The organism is Micromonospora sp. NPDC018662, assembly GCF_044391475.1.
Lineage (GTDB): Bacteria > Actinomycetota > Actinomycetes > Mycobacteriales > Micromonosporaceae > Micromonospora.
In genome coordinates, this window is the sequence record NZ_JBISAC010000001.1 from 681,153 (window position 1) to 704,191 (window position 23,039).

The 23,039-nt window shown below is 69.0% G+C and carries 25 protein-coding genes and 1 pseudogene; 16 read left to right on the forward strand and 10 right to left on the reverse strand.

Features of this window, described 5'->3' with window-relative positions:
• Window positions 1–82 precede the first annotated feature (82 nt).
• Both ligD (ACH495_RS03275) and ligD (ACH495_RS03280) read left to right on the forward strand, forming a co-directional pair.
• On the forward strand, window positions 83–1,021 hold the full coding sequence (ligD, locus tag ACH495_RS03275; protein WP_396856114.1) for a non-homologous end-joining DNA ligase: 939 nt from the start codon (window positions 83–85) through the stop codon (window positions 1,019–1,021).
• Window positions 1,011–1,925, forward strand: a complete 915-nt coding sequence (gene ligD, locus ACH495_RS03280) for a non-homologous end-joining DNA ligase (protein ID WP_396856115.1) — start codon at window positions 1,011–1,013, stop codon at window positions 1,923–1,925. Before ligD (ACH495_RS03275) ends, ligD (ACH495_RS03280) begins: the two co-directional genes overlap by 11 nt.
• On the opposite strand, the gene ACH495_RS03285 is transcribed toward ligD (ACH495_RS03280), so the two are convergent.
• Window positions 1,852–3,009, reverse strand: coding sequence for a hypothetical protein (locus ACH495_RS03285; RefSeq protein ID WP_396856116.1), 1,158 nt, complete (start codon window positions 3,007–3,009; stop codon window positions 1,852–1,854). The two genes, ligD (ACH495_RS03280) and ACH495_RS03285, sit on opposite strands and share 74 nt — an antisense overlap.
• Window positions 3,010–3,210: 201 nt before the next feature.
• On the opposite strand from ACH495_RS03285, the gene ACH495_RS03290 reads away from it, so the two are divergent.
• From ACH495_RS03290 to ACH495_RS03300, 3 genes are all read left to right on the forward strand, one after another.
• Window positions 3,211–3,948 carry a TIGR03089 family protein gene (locus tag ACH495_RS03290; protein ID WP_396856117.1) on the forward strand — a complete coding sequence of 246 codons (738 nt, stop codon included), beginning with the start codon at window positions 3,211–3,213 and terminating at the stop codon, window positions 3,946–3,948.
• A gap of 62 nt (window positions 3,949–4,010) precedes the next feature.
• Window positions 4,011–4,856 carry a patatin-like phospholipase family protein gene (locus ACH495_RS03295; RefSeq protein WP_396856118.1) on the forward strand — a complete coding sequence of 282 codons (846 nt, stop codon included), beginning with the start codon at window positions 4,011–4,013 and terminating at the stop codon, window positions 4,854–4,856.
• A 131-nt stretch (window positions 4,857–4,987) separates the two neighbouring features.
• Window positions 4,988–5,836: a GNAT family N-acetyltransferase gene (locus ACH495_RS03300; protein ID WP_396856119.1), complete on the forward strand. Its 849-nt coding sequence runs from the start codon at window positions 4,988–4,990 to the stop codon at window positions 5,834–5,836.
• 88 nt (window positions 5,837–5,924) lie between these two features.
• Here the strand turns inward: ACH495_RS03300 and ACH495_RS03305 are convergent, their stop codons facing one another.
• The 4 genes from ACH495_RS03305 to ACH495_RS03320 all read right to left on the reverse strand — a co-directional run bounded on the left by ACH495_RS03305 (window position 5,925) and on the right by ACH495_RS03320 (window position 7,123).
• On the reverse strand, window positions 5,925–6,356 hold the full coding sequence (locus ACH495_RS03305; protein WP_396856120.1) for a hypothetical protein: 432 nt from the start codon (window positions 6,354–6,356) through the stop codon (window positions 5,925–5,927).
• Between the two features lie 4 nt (window positions 6,357–6,360).
• The gene (locus ACH495_RS03310) at window positions 6,361–6,498 is read right to left on the reverse strand and encodes a type II toxin-antitoxin system HicA family toxin (protein ID WP_396856121.1); all 138 of its coding nucleotides are present in this window, start codon (window positions 6,496–6,498) and stop codon (window positions 6,361–6,363) included.
• Between the two features lie 83 nt (window positions 6,499–6,581).
• Window positions 6,582–6,851, reverse strand: coding sequence for a hypothetical protein (locus ACH495_RS03315; protein WP_396856122.1), 270 nt, complete (start codon window positions 6,849–6,851; stop codon window positions 6,582–6,584).
• Window positions 6,848–7,123 (reverse strand): DivIVA domain-containing protein, encoded by a 276-nt coding sequence (locus tag ACH495_RS03320; protein WP_396856123.1) that lies wholly within the window; start codon window positions 7,121–7,123, stop codon window positions 6,848–6,850. The genes ACH495_RS03315 and ACH495_RS03320 overlap by 4 nt, the downstream gene beginning before the upstream one ends.
• Window positions 7,124–7,383: 260 nt before the next feature.
• On the opposite strand from ACH495_RS03320, the gene ACH495_RS03325 reads away from it, so the two are divergent.
• The 5 genes from ACH495_RS03325 (at window position 7,384) to ACH495_RS03345 (ending at window position 11,577) form a co-directional block, all read left to right on the forward strand.
• Window positions 7,384–7,593 (forward strand): winged helix-turn-helix domain-containing protein, encoded by a 210-nt coding sequence (locus ACH495_RS03325; RefSeq protein ID WP_396856124.1) that lies wholly within the window; start codon window positions 7,384–7,386, stop codon window positions 7,591–7,593.
• A 39-nt stretch (window positions 7,594–7,632) separates the two neighbouring features.
• A complete protein-coding gene (locus ACH495_RS03330) occupies window positions 7,633–7,878 on the forward strand; it encodes a toxin HicA (protein ID WP_396856125.1) in 246 nt (81 codons plus the stop codon).
• Window positions 7,878–8,219, forward strand: a complete 342-nt coding sequence (locus ACH495_RS03335) for a type II toxin-antitoxin system HicB family antitoxin (RefSeq protein ID WP_396856126.1) — start codon at window positions 7,878–7,880, stop codon at window positions 8,217–8,219. Before ACH495_RS03330 ends, ACH495_RS03335 begins: the two co-directional genes overlap by 1 nt.
• Window positions 8,220–8,974: 755 nt before the next feature.
• On the forward strand, window positions 8,975–10,135 hold the full coding sequence (locus tag ACH495_RS03340) for a DUF262 domain-containing protein (RefSeq protein WP_396856127.1): 1,161 nt from the start codon (window positions 8,975–8,977) through the stop codon (window positions 10,133–10,135).
• A gap of 62 nt (window positions 10,136–10,197) precedes the next feature.
• Window positions 10,198–11,577, forward strand: a complete 1,380-nt coding sequence (locus ACH495_RS03345) for an ATP-dependent nuclease (RefSeq protein WP_396856128.1) — start codon at window positions 10,198–10,200, stop codon at window positions 11,575–11,577.
• 121 nt (window positions 11,578–11,698) lie between these two features.
• Here the strand turns inward: ACH495_RS03345 and ACH495_RS03350 are convergent, their stop codons facing one another.
• Together ACH495_RS03350 and ACH495_RS03355 are read right to left on the reverse strand one after the other, a co-directional pair.
• On the reverse strand, window positions 11,699–11,881 hold the full coding sequence (locus ACH495_RS03350; RefSeq protein WP_396856511.1) for a transposase: 183 nt from the start codon (window positions 11,879–11,881) through the stop codon (window positions 11,699–11,701).
• Window positions 11,820–12,239, reverse strand: coding sequence for a hypothetical protein (locus ACH495_RS03355; protein WP_396856129.1), 420 nt, complete (start codon window positions 12,237–12,239; stop codon window positions 11,820–11,822). Before ACH495_RS03355 ends, ACH495_RS03350 begins: the two co-directional genes overlap by 62 nt.
• Before the next feature lie 687 nt (window positions 12,240–12,926).
• On the opposite strand from ACH495_RS03355, the gene ACH495_RS03360 reads away from it, so the two are divergent.
• Window positions 12,927–14,558, forward strand: coding sequence for an AAA family ATPase (locus ACH495_RS03360; protein ID WP_396856130.1), 1,632 nt, complete (start codon window positions 12,927–12,929; stop codon window positions 14,556–14,558).
• Window positions 14,559–14,633: 75 nt separating this feature from the next.
• On the opposite strand, the gene ACH495_RS03365 is transcribed toward ACH495_RS03360, so the two are convergent.
• Window positions 14,634–16,313, reverse strand: a complete 1,680-nt coding sequence (locus ACH495_RS03365; protein ID WP_396856131.1) for a DNA repair helicase XPB — start codon at window positions 16,311–16,313, stop codon at window positions 14,634–14,636.
• A gap of 110 nt (window positions 16,314–16,423) precedes the next feature.
• On the opposite strand from ACH495_RS03365, the gene ACH495_RS03370 reads away from it, so the two are divergent.
• Entirely contained in the window at window positions 16,424–17,293 is an 870-nt protein-coding gene (locus tag ACH495_RS03370) for a L,D-transpeptidase family protein (RefSeq protein ID WP_396856132.1), read from the forward strand.
• Window positions 17,294–17,389: 96 nt separating this feature from the next.
• Window positions 17,390–17,623 carry a hypothetical protein gene (locus tag ACH495_RS03375; protein ID WP_396856133.1) on the forward strand — a complete coding sequence of 78 codons (234 nt, stop codon included), beginning with the start codon at window positions 17,390–17,392 and terminating at the stop codon, window positions 17,621–17,623.
• Between the two features lies 1 nt (window position 17,624).
• Here the strand turns inward: ACH495_RS03375 and ACH495_RS03380 are convergent, their stop codons facing one another.
• The gene (locus tag ACH495_RS03380; RefSeq protein ID WP_396856134.1) at window positions 17,625–20,090 is read right to left on the reverse strand and encodes a helicase-associated domain-containing protein; all 2,466 of its coding nucleotides are present in this window, start codon (window positions 20,088–20,090) and stop codon (window positions 17,625–17,627) included.
• 37 nt (window positions 20,091–20,127) lie between these two features.
• Between ACH495_RS03380 and ACH495_RS03385 the strand changes: the two genes are divergently transcribed.
• Entirely contained in the window at window positions 20,128–20,751 is a 624-nt protein-coding gene (locus ACH495_RS03385) for an HAD family hydrolase (protein WP_396856135.1), read from the forward strand.
• A gap of 28 nt (window positions 20,752–20,779) precedes the next feature.
• Window positions 20,780–21,166: a cold-shock protein gene (locus ACH495_RS03390; RefSeq protein WP_073826071.1), complete on the forward strand. Its 387-nt coding sequence runs from the start codon at window positions 20,780–20,782 to the stop codon at window positions 21,164–21,166.
• On the opposite strand, the gene ACH495_RS03395 is transcribed toward ACH495_RS03390, so the two are convergent.
• On the reverse strand, window positions 21,127–21,957 hold the full coding sequence (locus ACH495_RS03395; RefSeq protein WP_396856136.1) for a 1,4-dihydroxy-6-naphthoate synthase: 831 nt from the start codon (window positions 21,955–21,957) through the stop codon (window positions 21,127–21,129). The genes ACH495_RS03390 and ACH495_RS03395 overlap by 40 nt on opposite strands.
• Window positions 21,958–22,829: 872 nt before the next feature.
• On the opposite strand from ACH495_RS03395, the pseudogene ACH495_RS03400 reads away from it, so the two are divergent.
• Window positions 22,830–23,024, forward strand: a pseudogene (locus ACH495_RS03400) (helix-turn-helix domain-containing protein); the annotation flags it as partial.
• Window positions 23,025–23,039: the final 15 nt, after the last annotated feature.

Consider the following 23,039-nt stretch of genomic DNA (forward strand, 5'->3'; position numbering starts at 1 on the left):
GCGCTCCTCTCCCCGGTTCCCACCAGAATCGCAAACGATCGAACGGGACGCACGCCCTTCCGCGTGCAACTACAGTCAGGAGGTGCCCGGCGCGCCGTTGAAGCCGATGCTCGCGATGACCGGGCAGCTCCCGGCCGGTGCCGCATGGGCGTACGAGTTCAAGTGGGACGGGGTCCGCGCGCTCGCCGACATCTCCCACGGCGACCGGCACTTCTACGCCCGCTCCGGGGTCGAGATCACCACCGCGTACCCGGAGTTGCTCAACCTGGCCGAGCAGGTCGACGACGCGCTGCTCGACGGCGAGGTGGTGCTCTTCACCGACGGGCAGCCCTCGTTCACCGCGCTCGCCGAGCGGATGCACGTCCGCAACCCGGCCAAGGCGGCCCGGCTCGCGGCGACCGTGCCGGTCACGTACATGATCTTCGACCTGCTGCGGCTCGACGGCGTGGACCTGACCGCCCGGCCGTGGCACGAGCGGCGGGCGGCGCTGGAGGCGCTCGGGCTCGGTGCCGCCCGGTGGGCGGTGCCGCCGGTCTTCACCGACGGCCCGGCCACCTACGCGGCGGCCGGCGAGCACGGGCTGGAGGGGGTGATGGCCAAGCGGGCCGACTCGGTCTACCGGCCCGGGGTGCGCTCGCCGGACTGGGTGAAGGTCAAGCTGGAGGTCACCGGCGACTTCGTGGTCGGCGGCTGGCGGCCGGGCGCGCGCCGGATCGGCGGCCTGCTGGTCGGCGTGCCCGGCCCGGACGGGCGGCTGGTCTACCGGGGGCGGGTCGGCGGCGGGATCGGCGCGGCCATCGAACGGGAGCTGCTACGCGAGTTGGAGCCGCTGCGTGCCGGCGTGTCGCCGTTCGCCGCCGGCGTGCCGCGCGAGGATGCCCGGGGCGCGATCTGGGTATCACCCCGGGTGGTGGTGGAGGTCAAGTACGGCCAGCGCACCCCGGACGGGCGGCTGCGCTTCCCCCGGATCCTGCGCCTGCGCCCGGACAAGCCGCCCGAGGAGGTCGACGATGCCGGCTGAGCGGTTCAAGGTCGAGGTCGAGGGACGCTCCCTGGAGCTGTCCAACCTGGACAAGGTGCTCTTCCCGCAGGCCGGCTTCACCAAGGGCGAGGTGATCGACTACTACACCCGCATCGCCCCGGTGCTGCTGCCGCATCTGCGCGACCGCGCGCTCACCCGGATCCGCTTCCCCAACGGCGTCGACGGCGGCTCGTTCTTCGAGAAGAACGCGCCGGCCGCGACCCCCGGGTGGGTACGCACCGAGAACCTGCCCGCCCCCGGGTCGTCCAAGGGGCGGGAGACCATCGACTACGTGGTCTGCGACGAGTTGCCCACGCTGGTCTGGTTGGCGAACCTGGCCGCGCTGGAGCTGCACACGCCGCAGTGGAAGGTCGGCGAACACCCGGACATGATGGTGGTCGACCTGGATCCGGGCGCCCCGGCGGCGTTGCGGCAGTGCTGCCAGGTGGCCCTGCTGATGCGCGACCGGCTGGCCCTCGACGGCGTCGACGCCTACCCGAAGACGTCCGGGAAGAAGGGCATGCAGCTCTGCTGCCCGATCGCCGGCACGCAGGACGCCGACCTCGTCTCCGGCTACGCCAAGCGGATCGCGCAGGAGCTGGAGCAGGCGCACCCGAAGCTGATCGTGTCGAAGATGGCGAAGAACCTGCGCCCCGGCAAGGTCTTCATCGACTGGAGTCAGAACAACGCGGCGAAGACCACTGTCGCGCCGTACTCGCTGCGGGCCCGCGAGGTGCCGGCCGCCTCCACGCCGCTGACCTGGGACGAGGTGGCGGCCGGCGCGGCCGGGAAACGGCCGGCGACGCGGCCGTACACGGCCACCGAGGTGCTCAGGCGGGTGGCGAAGCAGGGCGACCTGCTGGCCCCGCTGCTCGACGGCGGTCCCGAGCTGCCCGCCCGCTGACCCGCCACCACGCGCCGCCGACCAGCAGCAGCACGATCACGCTGATCGCCACGTCACCCGCCAGGTCCGCCGCCGGCGACGCCGGGGAGTAGGTCGGCACGTCGTACGCGAAGGCGGCCGCCGCGAACACGCTGGCCGAGCCGGCGGCGAGCACGTGGCGCTGCCCCCAGCCGGCCCGCCGGGACCAGCGAGTCAGCAGCACGGCGGTGAGCAGCGCGAGCGCGAGCGCGAGCCCGACTCCCGGCCAGCCCGGCACGATGCCGGCCCCCAGGTAGGCGACCAGCACGACCAGCGCCGGCCAGACCGGCCAGGGCGCGGCCGGTGCCTTCCGGGCCACCGCCGGCGTCGACCCGGTGCCGGCCGATCCCGCCCGGTCGACATCCGGGCCGCCGGCGCCCGCCGGGTCGGCCGCGCGGTTCCGGTCGGGGTACGGCCCGGCGGCGGGCCGGTCGACGGGTCGCCCGGCGTGCCGTAGGGCGGCGGCGATCAGGGCCAGCGCCACGCCGGCCGCGACCGCGAGCTGGACCGGCGAGGCCAGGAAGCCCTTGCGTCCGCCGTCGTCGGCGAAGACCAGCAGGCTGCCGCCGAGCCAGAGCAGCGCGGTCACGACCAGCCCCGGACGGCCCAGCCAGGGCCGCGACCGGCGACCCGCACCGAGGTACGACTCGACCAGCGCGATCGACGCGCAGATGGTCAGCGCCACGTGGTTGCCCACGTAGTCGACCGCCTGTCGGGCGCTGAACCCGAGGCCGGGAACGAGCGTCGCCTCGGCGGTGGCGCGGGTGCCGGCGAACTGGGTGTCGTCGAGGAACCCGGGGTTGAACAGCGACTGGTCGACCAGGCCGGCCTGGACCACGCCGAAGGCGGCGGCGAGCAGGACGATCCCCGGCCAGCCCAGCCCGAGCCGCCGGGCGGTCTCCCGGATCAGCAGCGCGGCCCCGCCGTACATCGGGGCGAGAATCACCACGACGAACGGCATGCCGACGAGCGTGAACCCGCCCCAGGAGCACTCGGCGGTCCAGGGCGCGAGCAGCAGTAGTGCGACGGCCGGCGCGAGCCGCCGGCGCAGGGGTTCGGTCGTCATGTCCGCACCGTGCCGCAACGGTCCGGCTACCGGATACGGCCATCGGCCGAGGGGTCCGCGACCAAAGTCGATGGTCGTCGACCTGACCGGTGCCCTCGCCGGTGGAAGGCGTCTCCGGCGGCATTGCGCGGGGGTTGGCCCTCCTGGTGGACCGCTTCGCCCGGCTAGGGTGAGGCGATCCGCCCGGGAGGAGCACGTCCGATGACCACATCCGCGTCCGTCCCCGTCGCGACCGACGAGCCGCTGCTCAGTTATCTCGACGACGCCACCGGTGAGCGCACCGAGCTGACCGCGCCGGAGCTGGGAGCCTGGGCGGCGCGCGGTGCCGGGCTGCTGCGGGACGGCTGTGGGCTGCGCTTCGGTGACCGGGTGGCGGTGCTGCTGCCGCCGCACTGGCGTACCGCGGCGGTGCTGCTGGGCGCCTGGTCGGTCGGGCTGACGGTCTCGTTCCGGCCCCGCGCGCTGGCCGGGCTGCCGGCGCTGGAGCCGGGCGCGGACCGGCCCTTCGACGCGGTGTTCGTGACCCCGGAGCGCCTGGACGACTGGCTGGAGGACGTCCCCGAGGGGACCCACCGCTACCTGGTCGGTGTGGGTCCCGACGCCCTCGACGAGGTGCCGCCGGGCTGGCTGGACTGGTCGGCCGAGGTGCTGCGGCACCCCGCCGACCCGCCGGACTATGCCGCCGTGGACCCGGCCGACCCGGCCACCCCGGACGGCACCAGCTTCGGCGCGTGGCGGCGACTGGCCGCGGAGATCGCCGCACAGCTCGACCTGCGCCCCGGCGACCGCCTGCTGGTCGACGCGGCCGAGCACGAGCAGCCCCTGAAGTGGCTGCTCGCCCCGCTCGCCGCCCGCGCCACGATCCTCATCCACGCCCACCCCGACCGTACGCGGTGGGACGCCCACCTCGCCGCCGAGAACGTCACGCGCGTCCTCTGATCGGGTCGGCCGGGAGAGTGGCGGGGCATTCCGGGCCGGCCGGCTGTGCCAGGCTGGCGATCATGACTGACGCACTCGTGCTCGCCGGCGGCGGCGTTGCCGGCATCGCCTGGGAACTCGGCGTGCTGCGTGGCCTCGCCGACGCCGACCCGGCCCTCGCCCGTCGGATCCTCGCCGCCGACCTGATCGTGGGCACGTCCGCCGGCTCCTCGGTCGCCGCCCAGATCACCAGCGGTGTCCCGCTCGACGAGCTGTACGCGGCCCAGCTCCGACCGGAGACCGCCGAGATCGAGGTCGACGTCGACACGAATGCGCTCCTCGCCGAGTACGCGGCGGCGCTGGCCGGTGTCACCTCGCCCGACGAGGCCCGCCGCCGCGTGGGTCGGCTCGCGTTGGCGGCGTCCACCGTGGAGCCGGCCGCCCGGCTCGCCGCGATCGACGCCCGACTGCCGCGGCAGGAGTGGCCCGACCGGCGGGTCCTGCTGCCCGCCGTCGACGCCGAGAGCGGTGAAGAAGCGATCTTCGACCACGACTCCGGGGTCAGCCTGCGCGACGCCGTGGCCGCGAGCTGCGCGGTGCCGGGCATCTGGCCCCCGGTCATGATCGACGGTCGCCGGTACATCGACGGTGGTGTGCGCTCGACGACCAACGCCGACCTCGCCGCCGGGGCGGACCGCGTACTGGTCATCCAACCGAGCCTCGCCGGCTCGCCGCAGCCCATGGGCAGCCTCGACGCGGAGATCGCCGCGCTGGCGCCGGCCGTCGTCGAGGTGATCAGCGCCGACCAGGCTTCCGTCGACGCCTTCGGCAGCAACCTGCTCTCCCCGGCGACCCGGGCCGCGTCTGCGCGCGCCGGCCGAGTCGTCGGCAAGGCGCAGGCAGCCGCCGTGGCCCGCGCCTGGATCTGACCGTCGGCGCGCGGCGTGCCGGCCCCCGGTAGGACCGCCGCCGCCAACCCGCGCCGCCGGTCGAAAAGGAGCGGCGCGGCGCGTCGGTCCACCCGTACCCTCGGCGGGTTCGCGACAGGCGGGAGGACGGGGTGGACGGTACGACCTGGCGGAAGTTGGGCGCGGCGGACCTGCCGGCGCTGGCCGGGCTGGCCGAGGCGGCCCTCGCCGCCGACGGGGGACTGCCGCTGCTCACCACCCCACCGTTGCTGCGGGCGCGATTGCTCCAGCCGCGTACCCTCGGCGCCTGGCACGGCGGTGACCTGGTCGCGGCCGTGAGCGTCGGCGCGGACCGCGCGCCGGTCACCGCCTGCGGGCTGGTGCATCCCGCGTGGCGGGGGCGGGGGGTCGGCTCCCGGCTGCTGGACTGGGCCGGCGAGCAGGCGGGCGACGCGGGGCTGCTGCTCACCACCGAGACGTGGACCGCCGGCGCGGAGGCGCTGTTCGCGGCGCGCGGCTTCACCCGGACGTTCCTCGAGTGGGTGCTGCGGCACGACCTCGACGCGCTGCCCGACGTGGCCGCGCCGGACGGTGTGACGGTGGAACCGGCGACGCTCGGGCCGGAGCTGTTCGGCGCCTACCGGGCGTCGTTCGCCGACCGGCCCGGCTTCGTCGAGCCGACCGCCGAGGAGTGGTTGGGTGACCTGCGCGACGACGAGGACTACCGGCCGGAGTTGTCGCTGGTCGCGCGCGGGCCGGACGGCGACGCGGCCGGCTTCGTCACCGTGCTCGACACCTGGATCGACCAGGTCGGCGTGGTGCCCGGCTGGCGCGGCCGGCGGATCGGCGCGTACCTGGTGGCTCACGTGCTGCGCGGGCTCGCCGAAGCGGGCGCGGACGCGGCGTGGCTCTGCGTCAACGACGACAACCCGGCGGCCGGGCTGTATCGCCGGCTCGGCTTCCGCGAGGCTGGCCGTCGCGCGCGCTACCTGTGCCGCTGACGGACGACCCGACGCAGGGGGTGTGAATTGTCGACGACGTCAACGAACGGGAAGTGGGCGAGCGGTCTGCCGAGCGGAGACCGCACGTTCACGCTGCGGCGGCACCCTGGCCCGGTGGGTACGCCTGCTCTCCACCCTTGTCGGGGATGCTGGCGGCCCTCTTCGGTGCCAGCTGTGACACGCGCTGCGCGGAGATGCCGAGAAGAGCGCCCGCGTCGCGCACCGTGTAACCCTTGGCGAGCAGGGCACGTACGGCAGTGATGGTGGCTTCTTCAGCGGACTCTTCAGCCTTCCGCAGGGCACTACGCGCCTTGCGTGCCCGCGTAACCTCCTGCGGCATGTCGGGTTGCACCTCGACATCGAAGCTCTGAGGGTCGACGTCAAGGAGGAGGGCGATGGCTTCGCGGGCCATGCCCTCCACCTGGTCGAGCCGACGCGCCTGGGAGAACAGGCCGCTGAGCTCAGGCACGGTGATGGCCCACCAACCCCCGCTGCGTACGCACGTGGCGGTGTACTTCATTTGCCTACCTCAATCCGAGGCTGCGCAGGATGCCCCGCGCGGTGAGTTCGTTGATCTCCTTGTGTCGCGGTATGACGACGTTCCGCGGGCCGTACCGGTAGACCGTATGGCTGCCACCCTCGCGAACCTTCACACCCAACATCTAGTCTACTAGATGGTTTAAGTTAAACGGACTAGACGTGCGACTGAGGTCCGACCTCCTACGAACGTGATGGCGTGGACGGGTCAGCGTCGGGGGAGCCAGGGCGCGCGACGGGCGCACGCCGAGACGTGATCCACCGGTAGCGCACACCGCCCACCGCCGTCCGGCAGCGGCCGGTCGCAGAACACCCAATGGTGTACGCACTGCGCGTCCTCCGCCGACACGGTCACCCCGCCCGGCTCCACCCGGGCGCTGAGCTGGGCCAGCACCCGGGCGGCGGTACGGGCGAAGACGCGCGCCCGGTGCAGGTCCGGCGCGGTCACCGGCAGGTGGATCACCCAGCGCTCGGTCATCGGTACCGGTGCTGCGCCGACTGGGCGCTCTGCCAGGCGCGGAGCGCGTTCTTGACGCGGACGTTCTCCTCCCGCAGCGCGACCACGGTGGTCTGCGCGACGGCCAGTTCGTCGGCGACGCGGTGCAGGAAGGCGCGGATCTCGGCCGGGTCGAGGCCGTGCCGGCGGACCGTGAAGCAGCGCTCCCGCACCTGGGCGGGGCGCAGCGGGGAGCGGTACGGCGGTGGAGGTTCGTCGGGCCGGCGGGGTAGCCGGCGGAACGGGTTGCGCACGAGGTGACCGCCCTTCGGGGAGGGTCGCTGGTGGCGTGGGGTCTCGGTGGCGATGCGAGACCGGTACGAGAGGCGCCAACCGACCGCAACAGCACCGCATCACCGAGAGCGACGGTATTGCCACCGAGTCACCTATGTCAAGCATGTCTTCGATTCACTTGTGTCACCCTTGCTACATGTGTTGCCTCTGTCGAAATTCTTGATCGATACTGGGCGGGCCAACCGACTGCAAGGGGCCTGACGTGCCTATCCCGCCCACGATGGACGAACTGCTTGCCGACCTCTCGAAGAAGATCAAGGACGGCACCTACCCTCCTGGCTCCCAGCTTCCCTCCGGGCGGAAGCTGGCCGATGACTACGACGTGTCGCAGTCGACGATCAGCCGGGCCGTGGCGCGGCTGCGGGAGCAGGGCGTGCTGGTGGGCCGCCCCGGTCGAGGCGTCTTCGTCGCCGAGTCCGATCGCCACTGATTCTCAGTCTTCTGGTACCGAATGCGGTACCATCGGTTCGTGCCGTCCATAGCCAGGCTCGTCGAAGCGATGCGGAAGACCCAGCAGAACATCGCATACAACGATCTCTACCGGGTCTGCGAGCACTACTTCGGTAAACCGCGTCAGGCCGGCACCTCGCACGCGGTCTTCCGGATGCCGTGGGCGGGCGACCCACGAGTCAACATCCAGGACGACAAGGGCAAGGCCAAGGCTTATCAGGTACGGCAGGTGCTCAAGGCGATCGACAAGAAGGAGGCCATGTGATGTCCGAGTCCCGTCCCGAGATCTCCCACTACACCTACCGCGTCACGTGGTCGGCCGAGGATCATGAGTTCGTCGCCACCTGCGCCGAGTTCCCGTCGCTCTCGTGGCTGGCCGCCAACCAGATCAGGGCGCTGCAAGGGCTCCAGGATCTGCTGCGTGAGGTGATCGCCGACATGGCGGAGCAGGGCGAGCAGGTTCCGGAGCCGCTGTCGGAGCGCACCTACTCGGGCAAGTTCAACCTGCGGGTCGGCGAGAGCCTGCACCGCGAGTTGGCCACGCACGCCGCCGAGGAGGGCATGAGCCTCAACCAGTACGTGCTAAGAAAGCTCAGCGCGGCCTGATCGGTATCGGGCGAGTCGTTTCTGCCATCAGCTCGGGAGGGGACGGACAGCGGCACCGCCCAGGAACGATGCGCCGACCTGCTCGGTGCACCACGTCCCTCAATTCCGCAGGAACGCCCCCGCGGCCACACGCGTGACCGGTTTCTCGGGAGCCACCGCCTGCGCGTCGGGCGGCGACATGCACAGCGCCGCCCGGAAACTAGAAGCCGGGCAGGGGCCGGTCGCAGGACAAACAGGTATCCTATGCCCTGCTGATCCTTGACCACAACTCTTTAGATCCGATATTGGTGTCGGGTCTTCGTCGCACGCTTCGGGAACGGGAGGGGTAGATCCGTAGACTGCCGCGCGGCGGGGACCAACCCGGCCCTGCAAGCACGATGGGCGGAGACGGCAACGGGGAGCCGAGAGCGAGGTCTCGACGGCGTTGACACGGCGAGGCGGGCCCGACACGAGGGGTGTATGTCAACTGACTGAATCAGCCCTGGATCATCCAGAAAGACCGCGAGCCGCCGATTCACCTATGGCAAGTACGTCTTCGAGTCAGTTACCCACCTACATCATCGACACTAGGTGTGTTGCCTAGGTCGAAGCTGCTGATCGATAATGAAGGTGCCCGCCGGACGCTCTGAGATTCCGGCTAAACCGCCACGGGAGGTTCTTAGAGCGTTGGGCGAGCCTTGTCCGGCTAGGCGAAAGATTCGGCGGACGGGCAATCTTCCGGTTTGCGCCACCGTCGTTCGAATGGAGCCCACCTCTTGCGTTTCCAGACAAGCGACCCTGACATCGCGACGATCTACCGCCGGATCAATCGCAAAGTCATCGACCTGCAGCCAGACTTCCAGCGCGGCGAAGTTTGGTCAACTCCCAAAAAGCAGAAGCTTATCGACACAATCTTGCGTCAATGGCATGTGCCGCCTATTCATCTTGTCGCGAAGGGCGAGGGGAAGTTTGATGTTTTAGACGGCCAGCAGCGATTGACGGCCATTCGTGATTTCATGCGAGGTGATTTCCCGGTAGATGGATCGGTGGAACCGTCGATCGACTCTATAAAAAGCCTTGACGGTCTGCGTTTTGGTCAGCTTCCTCTGGGAGTTCAAGACGAGTTCGAAGCATATGCAATTCGAGTGTTCGAATTGCGTGACTTCACGCCTGATGAGCCTCATGAACTGTTCTTTAGATTGAACCAGCCGGTCGCACTGACTGAGGCTGAGAAGAGGAACGCCTTTGTGGGCCTTGCCCGCAATCAGGTTAAGGGCCTCGTTGAGTGGGCGCAATCGCATGGTATGACACAGCAGCGTTTAGGCTTCTCCAACGCCAGGATGGCTTATGACGACTTGCTCTCGAGGTTCCTGGTTACGCTTGAACAGCGCGGATTCACGGAGAAGATTACCTCTGCCAGAGTCGCAGCCCGCTACCGGGAACACCGGGCTTTCGAAGGGCCCGTAGTAGATAGAGCGAAGGAAGCTCTTGCCTTCTTTCTCAGCATTCCAGGGCTGGGTGGACAACATAAGATAAAGCCAAATAAATCTACAATCCATACATGGCTCTGTGTGGCAGCGCGCCTAGCACGGGATGGCCAGCTCGAGGAGCTGCAGAATGCTCTCGTTGAGACTGTCCTTCTGGTTGAGCGGTGGCGCGCACACAGAGAAGCGCTGCTCGGGATTCCAAATGAGGTTCCCTTGGCGATATTTAATGACCGCGCCACCGCTCGAGTTGCTGATGTGTCATCTGTAATCCTACGGGATTGCTGTGCGTGGATGATTCTCCAGTCAGTGCAAGGTGCCCATCCGTATCTTGAATTTGTGCGAGATGGGTTAGGGGATGCCTGGAGCGATCTTGGGCTTACGTCAGACCCTGATCGCACACTTATTGGGCGAGCTTCGCGGATTGGCTGGGGGGGTCCGGGATGGTTGTGAGGTTCGCCGAACGGCAGTCCCGTCTAGTAAGGCTGAATGCGCGAAATTACTCTACTCAACTTGTGGCTGCACAGCTGCGAACTGTAAATGGGGATACTCAGCGGCTCTCCTTTTCGCCAGGGCTGACCGTTCTTTCTGGTGGCAACGGTGCTGGTAAGTCCACATTGCTGGGCGCCCTGCATCGGTGCTTGGCGGGTGAATTGGCCGACGATTCCCAATCGATCCCAGGAGTTCCACCCTGGTTGGAATCGATTGAGGTGACATTAATAAGGGGCGGAAGTGAAACCAAATTCTCGTCCAACTTCCGGCCAACTGACCTGTCGGTGGGTCAGTCGTTCGAGGTTTTCTACATTGACCCCGCAGCGGAAACCGAAGAAATCCTTCGTCAGGTTCGGCTGGATGCGCAACCTCGGGATCTTCTAGAGGGCGTGGACCCTTCTCCGTTTGCCAAGTCGCAGGTGGAGTATCTTTCCTACGTCCTGCGTCGGGAGTACAGCGAAGTATTAGCTTACGAGATAACTGAGTTCAGTTCTGACGATACGCCGCGCCCGTTTTTCGAAGTAACTTCCATGATGCAGCGGTATTCTCTTCTGAATATGGGTAGAGGGGAATTGTCGGCTGCGTATCTCATCTGGAAACTGTGGTCATTGCCTCCCGGTTCGGTAGTGCTGCTCGAAGAGCCGGAAAACCACCTCGCCGCCTTCTCGCAACCGCAACTCGCTGATATGGTTATCGCCTCAATTGTTGAACGTGACCTTTGTATGGTGGTATCGACTCACTCTCCTGGCTTTTTTCAGCGCCTCCCTTCGAAACACGTATCGTTGGTCTCTTCATTGCCGACGCCGCAGGTAGCGTCTAATCTTGGGACTGCCGAGATTGCATCTCATCTGGGATTGTCTCCTGTGGTTTCCGCTATTGCGCTAGTGGAAGATCGGGTGGGTGCAATGGTCCTTGCCGAACTAATAGCAATGTTGGACTCGGAGCTTGTTCGCTATCTTGAAGTGCGTTTCGTAGCAAACGGCGAATCCGGCATAAATAAGGTACTGCATGAGATGGCTGGTCAAGGTGGTGAATTGGTTACGTTCTTAGGCATATATGATGGTGACCAGCGCGGGGCTGTAAAAGACACTGGAAAAATTGCCTATCTAATCGGCGATGCGGCACCAGAAGTTGTATTGAGAGGTGCATTTTCGGCGTGGCGAGCAGGGGGCTTCTCCGATTGGACTCCTGCATTTCCAGGTGGCGCATCACGGCTTCGCTTAATTTTGGAAAGGCTCGATGGTCGGGACCTTCATGATTGGGTAATCGAATTGGGGCGAGAAGTTGGCGGCCTGCAGGCTGCGGTCCGAGCGGCAGTCGAACTTGCTTTAAAGGACGAGACGCTGAGGGGCCAAGCGGTTGGACTCGTAGAGTGGCTTCGCAACAAGGCTGTCCGTCTCTAGTGCCTCGTCATGCAGCCTTGAACGGGCAATCCGGGTGGTGGATCTTGGAGTTCGCGGCGAATTCGGTCTTTGATCGGGGTCGTTGTTTGCGCCAGCGGGCGTAGTTGCCGATGGCGGCGTCCTACTCGGTGTGGCTGCGGTGGTCGGTGCCGCTGAGGGCGAAGTACCGCACAGCGGCGAACTCGGCTTCGATCCAGTTCAGCCAGGACGCGTAGGTCGGTAGGAAGACCAGGTCTGTCTGGTTAGCCGCGGAGAAGGCGCGGACCTCGGGGTGCTTGTGCGGGAAGAAGTTTTCCAGGATCAGGTAACGACGCTGGTCCGGGCCAGCGGCGGCGCAGCGTCTTGAGGAAGGCCAGGAACTCGCGCCAGCGTTTGCGGTCGCGAATGCGGTAGTGCAGGCGTCCGGTGGTCAGGTCCAGGGCGGCGATCATGTGCCTGACGCCCTGGTCGCGCGCGTAGGTGGCCCGCAGCCGTACCGGCTTTCGCTGGGTTCGCCAGGCTCGGCCGAGTCGAGGTTGTAGGTTCAGCGACCCGAACTCGTCGACGCAGATCACCCGGCCGTCCACGGGTGGGTGGTCGTAGAGGTCCAGGATCCGGCGCATCTTCGTAGTGAAGTCCGGATCGGTGCTGGCTTTCCAGGTCTTGGTGGCCTGCCACGGCATCCCGCGCTCGTGCAGGATCCGCCGGATCGTCTCGACGCTGATCGTCGTGACGTAGCCGGCGTCGATCAGGTAGTCGCGCAGCTTGGCCAGCGACCAGCAGGAGAACGGCTGGCCGAGGAGGCGGAGGTCGCGCCGGGCGATGCGCAGATCCAGTCGCGGGTCTGCTCATCGATCCGTCTCGGTGCACCCCGCTCCATTTTGGGTCCAGCGCGTCGAACCTCCGCTCGTTGGACGCGTGGATCACGTCCCGCACGTAGTCCTCGGTCACCTACAGCAGGTGGGCGATGTCCGGCGCCGGCTGACCGTGGGCGGACATCAGCACCACGATCGCCCGGCGCAGCTTCACCGGGTCCTTCGCCGTCCGAGTAATCCGCTGCAGCCGCTGCCCCCCGGCACCTGCTGGACGAACACTTGCGGGCGTCTGCCCACCGGCCACCACCTCCCCACAGTGATGGGAGACAGCCTGCCCGACGGGTCCTGAGAACCGACCGATTGCACGATCAACGTTCCAAGGCGAGGCACTAGAAGCTGTGGTGGGCGATAACTACCCGGTCAACAGTGGCTACGGACGCGTAGGCGCCTGCCGGCACTGTTAATAAGGGGCAATACGTAAAGTCCGGGCATAAGCCGGCCGCGGGGGGCGTCCTCATGCTATTCATAAGCCGGATCGGTCGGTACAGTCAGCTGGTGCGTCTAAAGACAATGAGTTTCAACGGCTTCAAGCGCTTCACGCAAGCAACCATCGGCGGTCTCCCGTCTCATGCGAAGCTGATTGTCCTTGCAGGACCGAATGGCTCCGGAAAGTCATCAATCTTCGACGGTCTGAAGACTTGGCATTGGGCAAATGGGGCTCCCGGCATGAATTGGGATGAGACGTATGGCACCAAAGTGGGCACTGCCTCTATATCGTGGCCGCAACATGTTCAGGTCTCGTTTCACGAGCCGCTGCCCGAGGGCGCGGACCGCAAGAAGCTGATTTACGTGCGGAGCGCTTTCCGCAACGAGGCCGACTTCAACGTGTCTAGCTTTAATCGGTTGGCTTCACCGCTCGACGCCCCGAAAGTTTCTCGGCTGATCGATAACGATGCAAGCGTCTCGGACAACTACCAGCGACTCATCATGGCGACAATCGACGGCGTCTACAGTGATTCCGTGCCGGACGACATGACTAAGGCCGAACTTCGAGGCCGCATTATCGGAAAAGTTCAGGAAGCTATGATGGAGGTATTCCCGGACCTCCAACTTACGGGCGTTGGAGGAGTGGGCGCCGCTGTTGATGCCGGAACCTTCTACTTCGCCAAGGGCTCCGTCAATGCCTTTCTCTATAAGAACCTGTCGGCTGGAGAGAAGGCAGCCTTCGATCTTTTGCTGGACCTCGTCGTGAAACGCGAATACTTTGACAATACAATCTGGTGCATCGATGAACCGGAGACGCACCTGAATACGCGTGTTCAGGCGAAGCTTCTGCGCGCCATGCTCCACCTTCTGCCCGAAGCCTGTCAGTTAATCCTTGCTAGTCACAGCATCGGATTTATGAGCGAAGCTTGGAAGATGGCAAAGGAGCACCCGGGATCTGTAGCCTTTATCGATCTGCAGGGGGTTGACTTCGATCAGCCCGTTATTCTGCGTCCAATTGCGCCATCTCGAGATTTTTGGGCACGGACCCTAGACGTCGCTTTGGGAGACTTAGCTGAGCTGGTCGCGCCAGCGGAGATTGTTCTCTGCGAAGGTCGACCCGTGAGGGAGCAACGGGATCGCAAGGCAGAGTTTGACGCGAGTTGTTATAGGCGGATTTTTGCTTCCGAATTCCCGAATGTGGATTTTATGTCGGTAGGTAACAGCTATGATGCTTCGGTTGATCGACTGGAAATCGGGCGGACAATCCAGGCTATTGCCACCGGGACAAAGGTGGTAAGGCTGATCGACAGAGATCATAGGAGTTTGGAGGAAGTGCGGGAACTCGAAGCTGGTGGAGTGAAGGTGCTTGGTCGCCGTCACATTGAGTCCTACTTACTTGATGATGAGGTGATCGCCGCTCTGTGCGGTAAGGTTGATCAGGAGGAGAAGATAACTGATGCTCTGGCTGTCAAAGCTGGTGCAATTCGAAACAGCATCGCTCGGAATAACGACCCGGATGACATGAAGTCGGCTGCCGGGGAGGTATTTGTCGGGCTTCGTCGTCTGTTGGTGCTCACAAAGGCAGGTAGCGATTGGGTGGCCTTCGCGCGGGACACCCTCGCTCCGCTAATCGGCCCTGAGATGCAGGTTTACCGTGAGTTGAAGGAAGAGATTTTCGGCGACATAGCCAAGGCTGAATAGCTGAAAGCCGTAGCTCACGCGGTAGTCTTCGGTGAAGGATGCGGTCGGGGACTTGACGGGTGAAATGCCCGTGGATCAGTCCACGCTCGGCAGCGACGGGCCGAGCACGTCGTCGGCGTCCACGATGGTGTACGCGTACCCCTGCTCGGCGAGGAACCGCTGCCGGTGCGCGGCGTACTCGGTGTCGATGGTGTCCCGCGAGACCACGGTGTAGAAGTGCGCCTGCCGGCCGTCGGCCTTCGGCCGGAGCACCCGGCCCAGCCGCTGCGCCTCCTCCTGCCGCGACCCGAACGTGCCGGACACCTGGATCGCCACCGCCGCCTCCGGCAGGTCGATGGAGAAGTTCCCCACCTTCGAAATCACCAGAGTCCGCAACGAGCCGGCTCGGAACGCGTCGAACAACCGCTCGCGTTCCTTGTTCGTGGTGGAGCCCTGCACGATCGGCGCGTCCAGATATTCGCCGAGCTGGTGCAACTGGTCGAGGAAGCCGCCGATGACGAGGACCTGCTCGGAAGGGTGGCGTGCCACCAGCGCGCGGACCACCGGCAGCTTGGTGCGGGCCGTCGCCGCCATCCGGTAGCGCTCCTCCGCCTCCGCCGTCGCGTACGCCATCCGTTCCGCGTCGGTCAGCGTCACCCGTACCTCGGTGCACTCCGCCGGGGCGATCCAGCCCTGCTGCTCGATGTCCTTCCACGGCGCGTCGTACCGCTTCGGGCCGATCAGGCTGAACACGTCGCCCTCCCGGCCGTCCTCGCGTACCAGCGTCGCGGTGAGGCCGAGCCGGCGGCGGGCCTGGAGGTCCGCCGTGAAGCGGAAGATCGGCGCGGGCAGCAGGTGCACCTCGTCGTAGACGACCAGGCCCCAGTCGCGCGCGGAGAACAGGTCCAGGTGGGTGAACGCGCCGCCGCGCCGCGAGGTGAGCACCTGGTACGTGGCGATGGTGACCGGGCGGATCTCCTTGCGCTCGCCCGAGTACTCGCCGATCTCCTCCTCGGTCAGCGACGTGCGGGCGATCAGCTCCCGCTTCCACTGCCGACCGGCCACCGTGTTGGTCACCAGGATCAGCGTGGTCGCCTTCGCCTCGGCCATCGCCGCGGCCCCGACCAGCGTCTTGCCGGCGCCGCAGGGCAGCACCACCACGCCCGACCCGCCGGCCCAGAACGCCTCCACCGCCTCCCGCTGGTACGACCGCAGCGTCCACGGCTTCCCGCCGTCGGCGCCGGCCTGGTCCAGCTCGATCGGGTGCGCCTCGCCGTCCACGTAACCGGCCAGGTCCTCCGCCGGCCAGCCGAGCTTCAGCAGCGCCTGCTTGAGCCGGCCCCGCTCGGACGGGTGCACCGCGATGGTGTCGTCGTCGAGCTTCGCGCCGAGCATGCCGGCGAGCTTCTTGCTCTTCGCGACCTCGATCAGCACCACCCGGTCCAGCGCGCGCAGCACCAGCCCGTGCACCGGGTCGTTGGCGAGCTGGAGCCGGCCGTACCGGTCCATCGTCTCGGCCACGTCGACCAGCAGCCCGTGCGGCACCGGGTAACGCGAATACTTGATCAGCGAGTCGACCACGCCCTCCGCGTCGTGGCCGGCCGCCCGCGCGTTCCACAGGCCCAGCGGGGTGAGCCGGTAGGTGTGCACGTGCTCGGGGGAGCGCTCCAGCTCGGCGAAGGGCGCGATGGCCATCCGGCAGGCCTGCGCGTCCGGGTGGTCGATCTCCAGCAGCAGCGTCTTGTCCGACTGCACGATCAGTGGTCCACCGCTCACGCCGTCCAGTGTTGCACGCCGGGGAATGTTAGAAAAAAGTCTCGCTGGACAGGCAACGTCACACTCGCCCCAGACGTCTAGCAAGCGGGACAACTGTCCAGGGAGGGCCCATGCAGCGTGTCCGGTTCTTCGCCCGGGTCGCCGGCCTGGCGGTGGTCGTGCTGGTCGGCGTCGGCGCGTGCGCGCTCGATCCGCAGACGGAGGGCGCCGGGGTCACCACCCCGGCGCCGGTCGGGCTGACGGAGGGAGCATCGGGGGCGAGCGCGCCGCCCACGCCCGAACGGTCGACCACGTCCCCGTCGGCGCAGCCGAACCGGACGGCCACGCCGAAACCCTCCCGGTCGCCGTCGGCGACCGCCTCCCCGAAACCCACGTCGAAACCGAGCCGGTCCACCGGGTGCCCGCAGGGCGAGCACCAACGGGCCGTGGAGCGCTACCTGAGCCGGCTGGGCGGTTTCGGGACGCTGACCGTGGACGGTGCGCAGTCCGCCGCCGACTGCGTCGCGATCAAGAAGTTCCAGACCCGGTACGGCATCAGCCCGGCGTCCGGTCGCGCCGGCCCCACCACGTACGACGTGGCGAAGCGGCTGGCCGACACCGACGTGTCGCGCTGCCGGGCCGGTGCCCGGCTCACGTTCTGCGTCGACCTGACCCGGCAGACCGTGTGGGCGATGCGCGGCGGCACGGTCGTGCTGGGCCCGACCGTCACCCGCACCGGCATGTCCGGGTACGCCACGCCGGCCGGCACCTACTCGGTCGGCGGGCGGAACCTGCGCGAGTGGTCCAACCCGTACGAGGTGTGGCTGCCCTACTGGCAGCAGTTCAACGGCGGGATCGGCTTCCACGAGACCACCACCTACCTGCACAACGGCGCGATCGGCTCGCACGGCTGCGTCAACCTGCTGCACCGCGACGCGGTCCGCCTCTGGGAACTGGGTTCGATCGGCACCCGGGTGGTGGTGTTCGGCCGCCGGCCGTGACCGGACCGTCCGGATCAGGGTTTTAACCCCTGTCCGCGCGGTTCGGTCGGTGCCACTCTGGAAGCCGGGTCCACCACGGGGCGGGGAGGGGCTGGCATGACCGTCGATCAGGACGTGCTTCCCGAAAGCGAGCGGACGCCGCAGCAGGTCTCCACCGCGGAGGTGGTCGGCTACGCGACCGCCGCCGCAGGCGTGTTCGGTTGGTTCCTGTTCGGACTGCTGGTGCAGCGGCAGGGCTTCGTCGACTCGGTCGGCGAGTCGGCCGGCGCGGCGTTCGGGCTGCTGCTGGCCGTCTCGGTGATCGGCACGTTACGTCGCAACGGGGAGTGACTCACTCCTCCAGCACGGCGGCCGTGATCCGGTGCAGCGCGAACGTGTGCAGCATCTCGGTGCGGTCGTCCTCGGCGCGCAGATAGCCGGCGCCGATCGAGACCGGCCGGACCAGCCGGGACGCGGTCGCCCCGTGCGCGTCGACGTAACCCACCCAGACCAGCGCCTTGTCCCGTACCGCCTGCTGGAGCACGGCCAGCGCGTCGCCGTGCCCGGTCACCGGCGTCGGACCGGTGGCCGCCGGGCCGCCGCGGACCACCGCCGGCGCCCGCCGCGCCGCCCGGGCCGCCGCCTCGCCCCGGCGGATCTGCTCCACCACGCCGAGCAGGCGGGGCATCGGCAGCTTCGGCGTGGCCAGCGGGTCCACGGCCCGGCCGGTGAGCGGCGTCCGGGCCGGCGCGCGCCGGTTCTTCGGCCGGGACAGCACCGTCGCGCCGGTGGCGTCCTCGGGCACCGGCGCGTACCCCGCGTCGCGCAACGCGAGCAGCATCCGGTTCACCTGGTACGGCGTGACCAGCACGGTGGGGGCCAGCCGGCGGAACGCCAGCGACTCCAGCCGCCGGTCCGCCTGCACCTCGCTGAGCAGCGCCTCGTCGTCGCTGCGCACGTAGCCACCGGCCGACCCGACCCGCAGCCCGCCGTGTCGGCGGGACACGTCGTCAACCAGGTAGGTCAGCCCCTGCGGCACCGGGGTACGCGACCGGCGGCGGAACAGCGCGTGCAGGTCGTCGGCGGTGTACCCGGCGTCCAGGGCCCGCCGGATGCTCGCCGTGGTGACCCGGTGCACGCTCGCCCCGCCCGCCGACTCGTGCTCGGCCACCACGTCCAGCTCGGCGGCGAGCGCCGGGTCGGGCGGGCCGGGCACCACCACGCTCAGGTCGGCCTGCACGAGCACGTGGTCGACCGGGGCGGGCAGCAGCCCGTCCAGCGCGCGTACCGCCGTCGACGGGTCGCCCGACTCGGCGTCGGAGCGCAGCCCCAGCGGGTCGTCGCCGCGCTCGTCGGCGTCGGTCAGCTCGGCCAGCAGCAGCCGCCCGTACGAGGTGAGCGCGCCCAGCCCGGTCACCCCGAGCCGGGCCGCCTCGGTCAGCACGTCGCGGTGCGCCGTCTCCCGCCCCCGGGCCCGTCGGGGCGCCCGCCAGTCCAGCAGCGCCAGCACCTCGTCCGGCGTCGGCGCGGTGGCCTGCGGCAGGTCGGCGAGCACGGCGAGCACCGCGCGGCGGGCGGCCGGTGCGCCGGCGCGTTCCGCCTCGGCCGAGAGCACCGAGATCGGCCGGTCCCGGTCGTCCCGCTGGCCGACCAGGCCCACCTGTCGGGTCATCGCCAGCCACGCCCGGGCGAGCTGCTCCCAGCGCTGGGCGAGCGACGCCGCGCGCCACACCTCGTACCCGCCGGTGGGCGCGATCTGCTGGTCGCCGCCGTAGCGGGTGGTGGCCGCGCCGGTCAGCTCCAGCTCACCGGTCAGCCCCGCCGCGTACGCCACCTCGAAGATCAGCGCGGTGGTCGGCTCGTCCAGCCCGAGGACCCGGGCGAGCCGGCGCAGGTCGCGCACCCCGACGCCGCCGGACCGCAGCACCGGGGCCGGCTCGACGACCAGCGCCTCCAGCAGCGCCTCGGTGTGCCGGACCACCTCCATGGTCTGCCCGGCCCCGGCCGAGTCGACGGCCTTGGTCTCCCGGGGCGGGCCGGACACCGCGGGCGGGCTGGTGCGCAGCGGGCCGAGCGGACCGGTGTCGCGGCGCAGCACCAGCCCCACCTCCCGGGGCAGCTCGACCGTGCCGTGGCGACCGCCGGACATCCGTACCAGCAGGTGGTGCTCGACCAGCCAGCGGATCGGGGAGCCGGTGGGCGTCCCGCCGTTGACCAGGTCGGGCGGGAGCACGTCCTCTCCGCCGGTGGCGGGGGCCTCCAGCGCGCCCGGCGCCACGGTGCCGACCGGCGGCCCGCCGGCGAGGCGGTCCAGGACCGCCCGGGCCGAGGGCGGCGCGGCGAGCAGCGCCCGCCGCAGCTTCGCCGGGTCCGCGCAGAGCGCCGCCGCGCGCGCGTCCAGCTCCGCTGCCGGGCGACCCAGCCCCGCCGGGTACGGGGACACCTCGTCGACGCCGCCCACCACGGTCAGGTCGTGCTCGGGGCCGTACAGCAGGAACCGTGCCCGGAGCCGGTCGACGGCGGCACGGACCGCGGTCGGGGCGGGTGGGTGCGGCCCGGCGGTGGCCATGGCGAGGATCTGGTCGGTGGAGGTGGTGCCGTCGGGGCCACGGGTGAGCCGGGCGGCGTCGAGGATCTGCAGGGTGAACTGGTCCAGCCCGTCGAGCGCCCGGGCCACGGAGACCCGGGACTGGGCGCGCAGGGCGAGAGCGGACACGTCCGCCGGCACCGGCACGACGAGGTCCGGCCGCAGTTGGAGCAGGGCGGCCAGCGACTCGTCGGGGAGGGCCCGCAGATGGTCGGCGAGTGAGGTGGTCATCGTCGTACCACGCTAGCCCGCTGGGTACGTTCTCGGCATGCCTCCGCTGATGGTCGGCTTCGACCTCGACATGACCCTGGTCGACTCGCGCCCCGGGATCGCCGCCGCCTACCGCGCGTTGACCGAGCGCACCGGCGTGCCGGTGGACGCGGAACTGGCCGTGTCCCGGCTGGGTCCGCCGCTGCGTACCGAGCTGGCGCACTGGTTCCCGCCGGAGCGGATCGAGGAGGCGGTGACGCTCTACCGCGAGCTGTATCCCGCGTACGCGATCACGCCGACGGTGCCGATGCCGGGCGCGGAGGCCGCGGTGCGCGCGGTGCACGAGCGCGGCGGCCGGGTGATGGTGGTGACCTCGAAGATCGGCCGGCTGGCGAAGCTGCACCTGGACCACCTCGACCTGGCGGTCGACGAGTTGGCCGGCGACCTGTTCGCGGAGCAGAAGGCGACCGCGCTGCGGGAGCACGGCGCGACGCTCTACGTGGGCGACCACGTGGCCGACATGGCGGCCGCGCGGGCGGCGGGAATCCCAGGGGTGGGAGTGGCCACCGGACCCTGCTCGGCGGCCGAGTTGAGCGCGGCCGGCGCCGAACTGGTGCTGGATGATCTCGGGGAATTCCCGGCGGCGGTGGACCGGATCATCGGGCTAGCCTTGGAGGGGTAGACGGTTCGAGTGGAGCGGGGTTCGACAGGTGCCGACGGGTCGAGTGAAGTGGTACGACGCGGCCAAGGGATACGGGTTCGTCACCAGTGACGAGGGTGGCGACGTGTTCCTGCCCAAGGGCGCGCTACCGGCGGGTGTCGCCGACCTGAAGGGTGGCCAGCGGGTCGATTTCAGCGTGGTGGACAGCCGGCGGGGCGCCCAGGCCATGGGCGTGAAGCTGCTGGAGGCGCCGCCGTCCGTGGCGGAGCTGCGTCGCCGGCCGGCCGAGGAACTGCACGGCCTGGTCGAAGACATGATCAAGGTGCTGGAGGCGAAGGTCCAGCCGGACCTGCGCCGGGGTCGCTTCCCGGATCGCAAGGCCGCGCAGAAGATCGCTCAGCTGGTCCACGCGGTGGCGCGCGAGCTGGAGGTCTGAGGGACGAGCCCGGCGTCGGCGGCCCGGCCCAGCAGCGCCTCCACGGCGGCGAAGCCGGCCTCACCCAGGTCGGCCGTGAACTCGTTGACGTAGAGGCCGATGTGCCGGTCCACCACGTCGGGCTCCATCTCCTGCGCGTGCGCGAGGACGTACCCGCGGCTGGCCTCCGGGTCCGCCCAGGCCTGCCGCACCGACTCGCGGATCCAGGCGGCGGCCTCGACCGGGTCGACCGCGCCGCGGCGGGCCAGGATCGCGCCGAGCGGGATCGGCAGCCCGGTGTCGCCCTCCCACCACTCGCCCAAGTCGACCAGGGCGGTCAGCCCGTGGCGCGGGTAGGTGAAACGGGCCTCGTGGATCACCAGGCCGGCGTCGTACCGGCCGGCCGCCACGCCCGGCATGATCTCGTGGAACGGCACCACCTCGATCCGTTCGGGCGCCTGCCCGGCAGCCCAGAGCCGGAACAGCAGGTACGCCGTGGTCCGCTCGCCGGGCACCGCCACCGTCGCGCCGGACAGGTCGGCCCGGTCGCCCCGGGTGAGCACCAGCGGGCCGCAGCCCCGGCCCAGCGCCCCGCCGCAGGGCAGCAGGTGGTAGTCGTCGAGCAGCCACGGCAGCGCCGCGTAGCTCACCTTCACCAGGTCGAACGCTCCCCGCTCGGCGGCCGTGTTGGTGACGTCCACGTCCGCGTAGGTCACCTCGACCGGCGGCGCGCCGGCCACCCGGCCGTGCACCAGGGCGTCGAAGACGAACGTGTCGTTGGGGCAGGGGGAGATCGCCAGGGAGAGCGCCACACCCCCACCGTAACTCCGCCCGCACGTCCGCCCGCCACCTGATGTGCCGAGACTCCGGCCACGTGCTCCTTACCCCCGAGGAACCTTGGCCCTGGACGGAACCTGGTCCCGGGGGCGTCCCGGCCCTGATCCCGGCTGGGGTCCTGATCCTTGCTTGCCCGTCCTGGGAAGCATGTGTCCTTCCCGTCCCGGCCGGCTGATGTCCCTCTCGGATCGCCTTTCGAGCTGATATCAGAAACGACTCAGCCTTTACCCCGCCATGCCCGGCCACGTCGGCTCGTCCACTCCACCCCTCCGCCTCGCGCCGTCGGCCCGGCCCGCCTGCTCGGCCCGGCCCGCCTGCTCGGCCTGCTCAGGCTGCTCAGCCCGCTTAGCCCGCTTAGCCCGCCCTTCCGCCTGACTCGGCCGGCTCGGTCCGCTCGGCCGGCTCGGTCCGCTCGGCCGGCTCGGTCCGCTCGGTCGGCTCGGTCCGCTCGGTCGGCTCGGTCCGCTCGGTCGGCTCGGTCCGCTCGGCCGGCTCGGTCCGCTCGGCCGGCTCGGTCCGCTCGGCCGCCTCGGTCCGCCCGCCAGTTCGCCTGGCTCGGCCCGCTCGGCCGGCTCGGCTCGTTGGTCCGGCCCTGCTTGGCCCAACCGCCCGCTGGACGGGTTCGGCCTCGCTCAAATCCGGCCTGGCCCGCCCCGGGTCCGGCTCGCCCCGCCGCCACCCTCGACCGTCAAGGAGCAGGGCGCTAGCGGTGATATCACCAACGACTCAGCTCGAAAGGGCCGCAACCATCCACACCTTGTCCCCCGTCCGAGCCGATGTCCACAGGGTTATCCACAGGAAGGCCGGCCCTGTTGAGAGTGTGACCCGTGGTCGGGACCATGGTGTGGTGGGTGAGCCAATTCCGTCGAGCGGCCAGGGGGCCGACCTGGGAGAACTGCTCCGGCGACTGCGACGGCGGTCCGATCTGAGCCAGCGTGAACTGGCCGGACGAGCGGGTCTTCCGCAGTCGGCGCTCGCCCGGATCGAGTCCGGTCGGGCTACGGATCCGCGTTACCGCACCGTGGAGCGCTTGGTGCGGGCAGCCGGCGCCCAGATG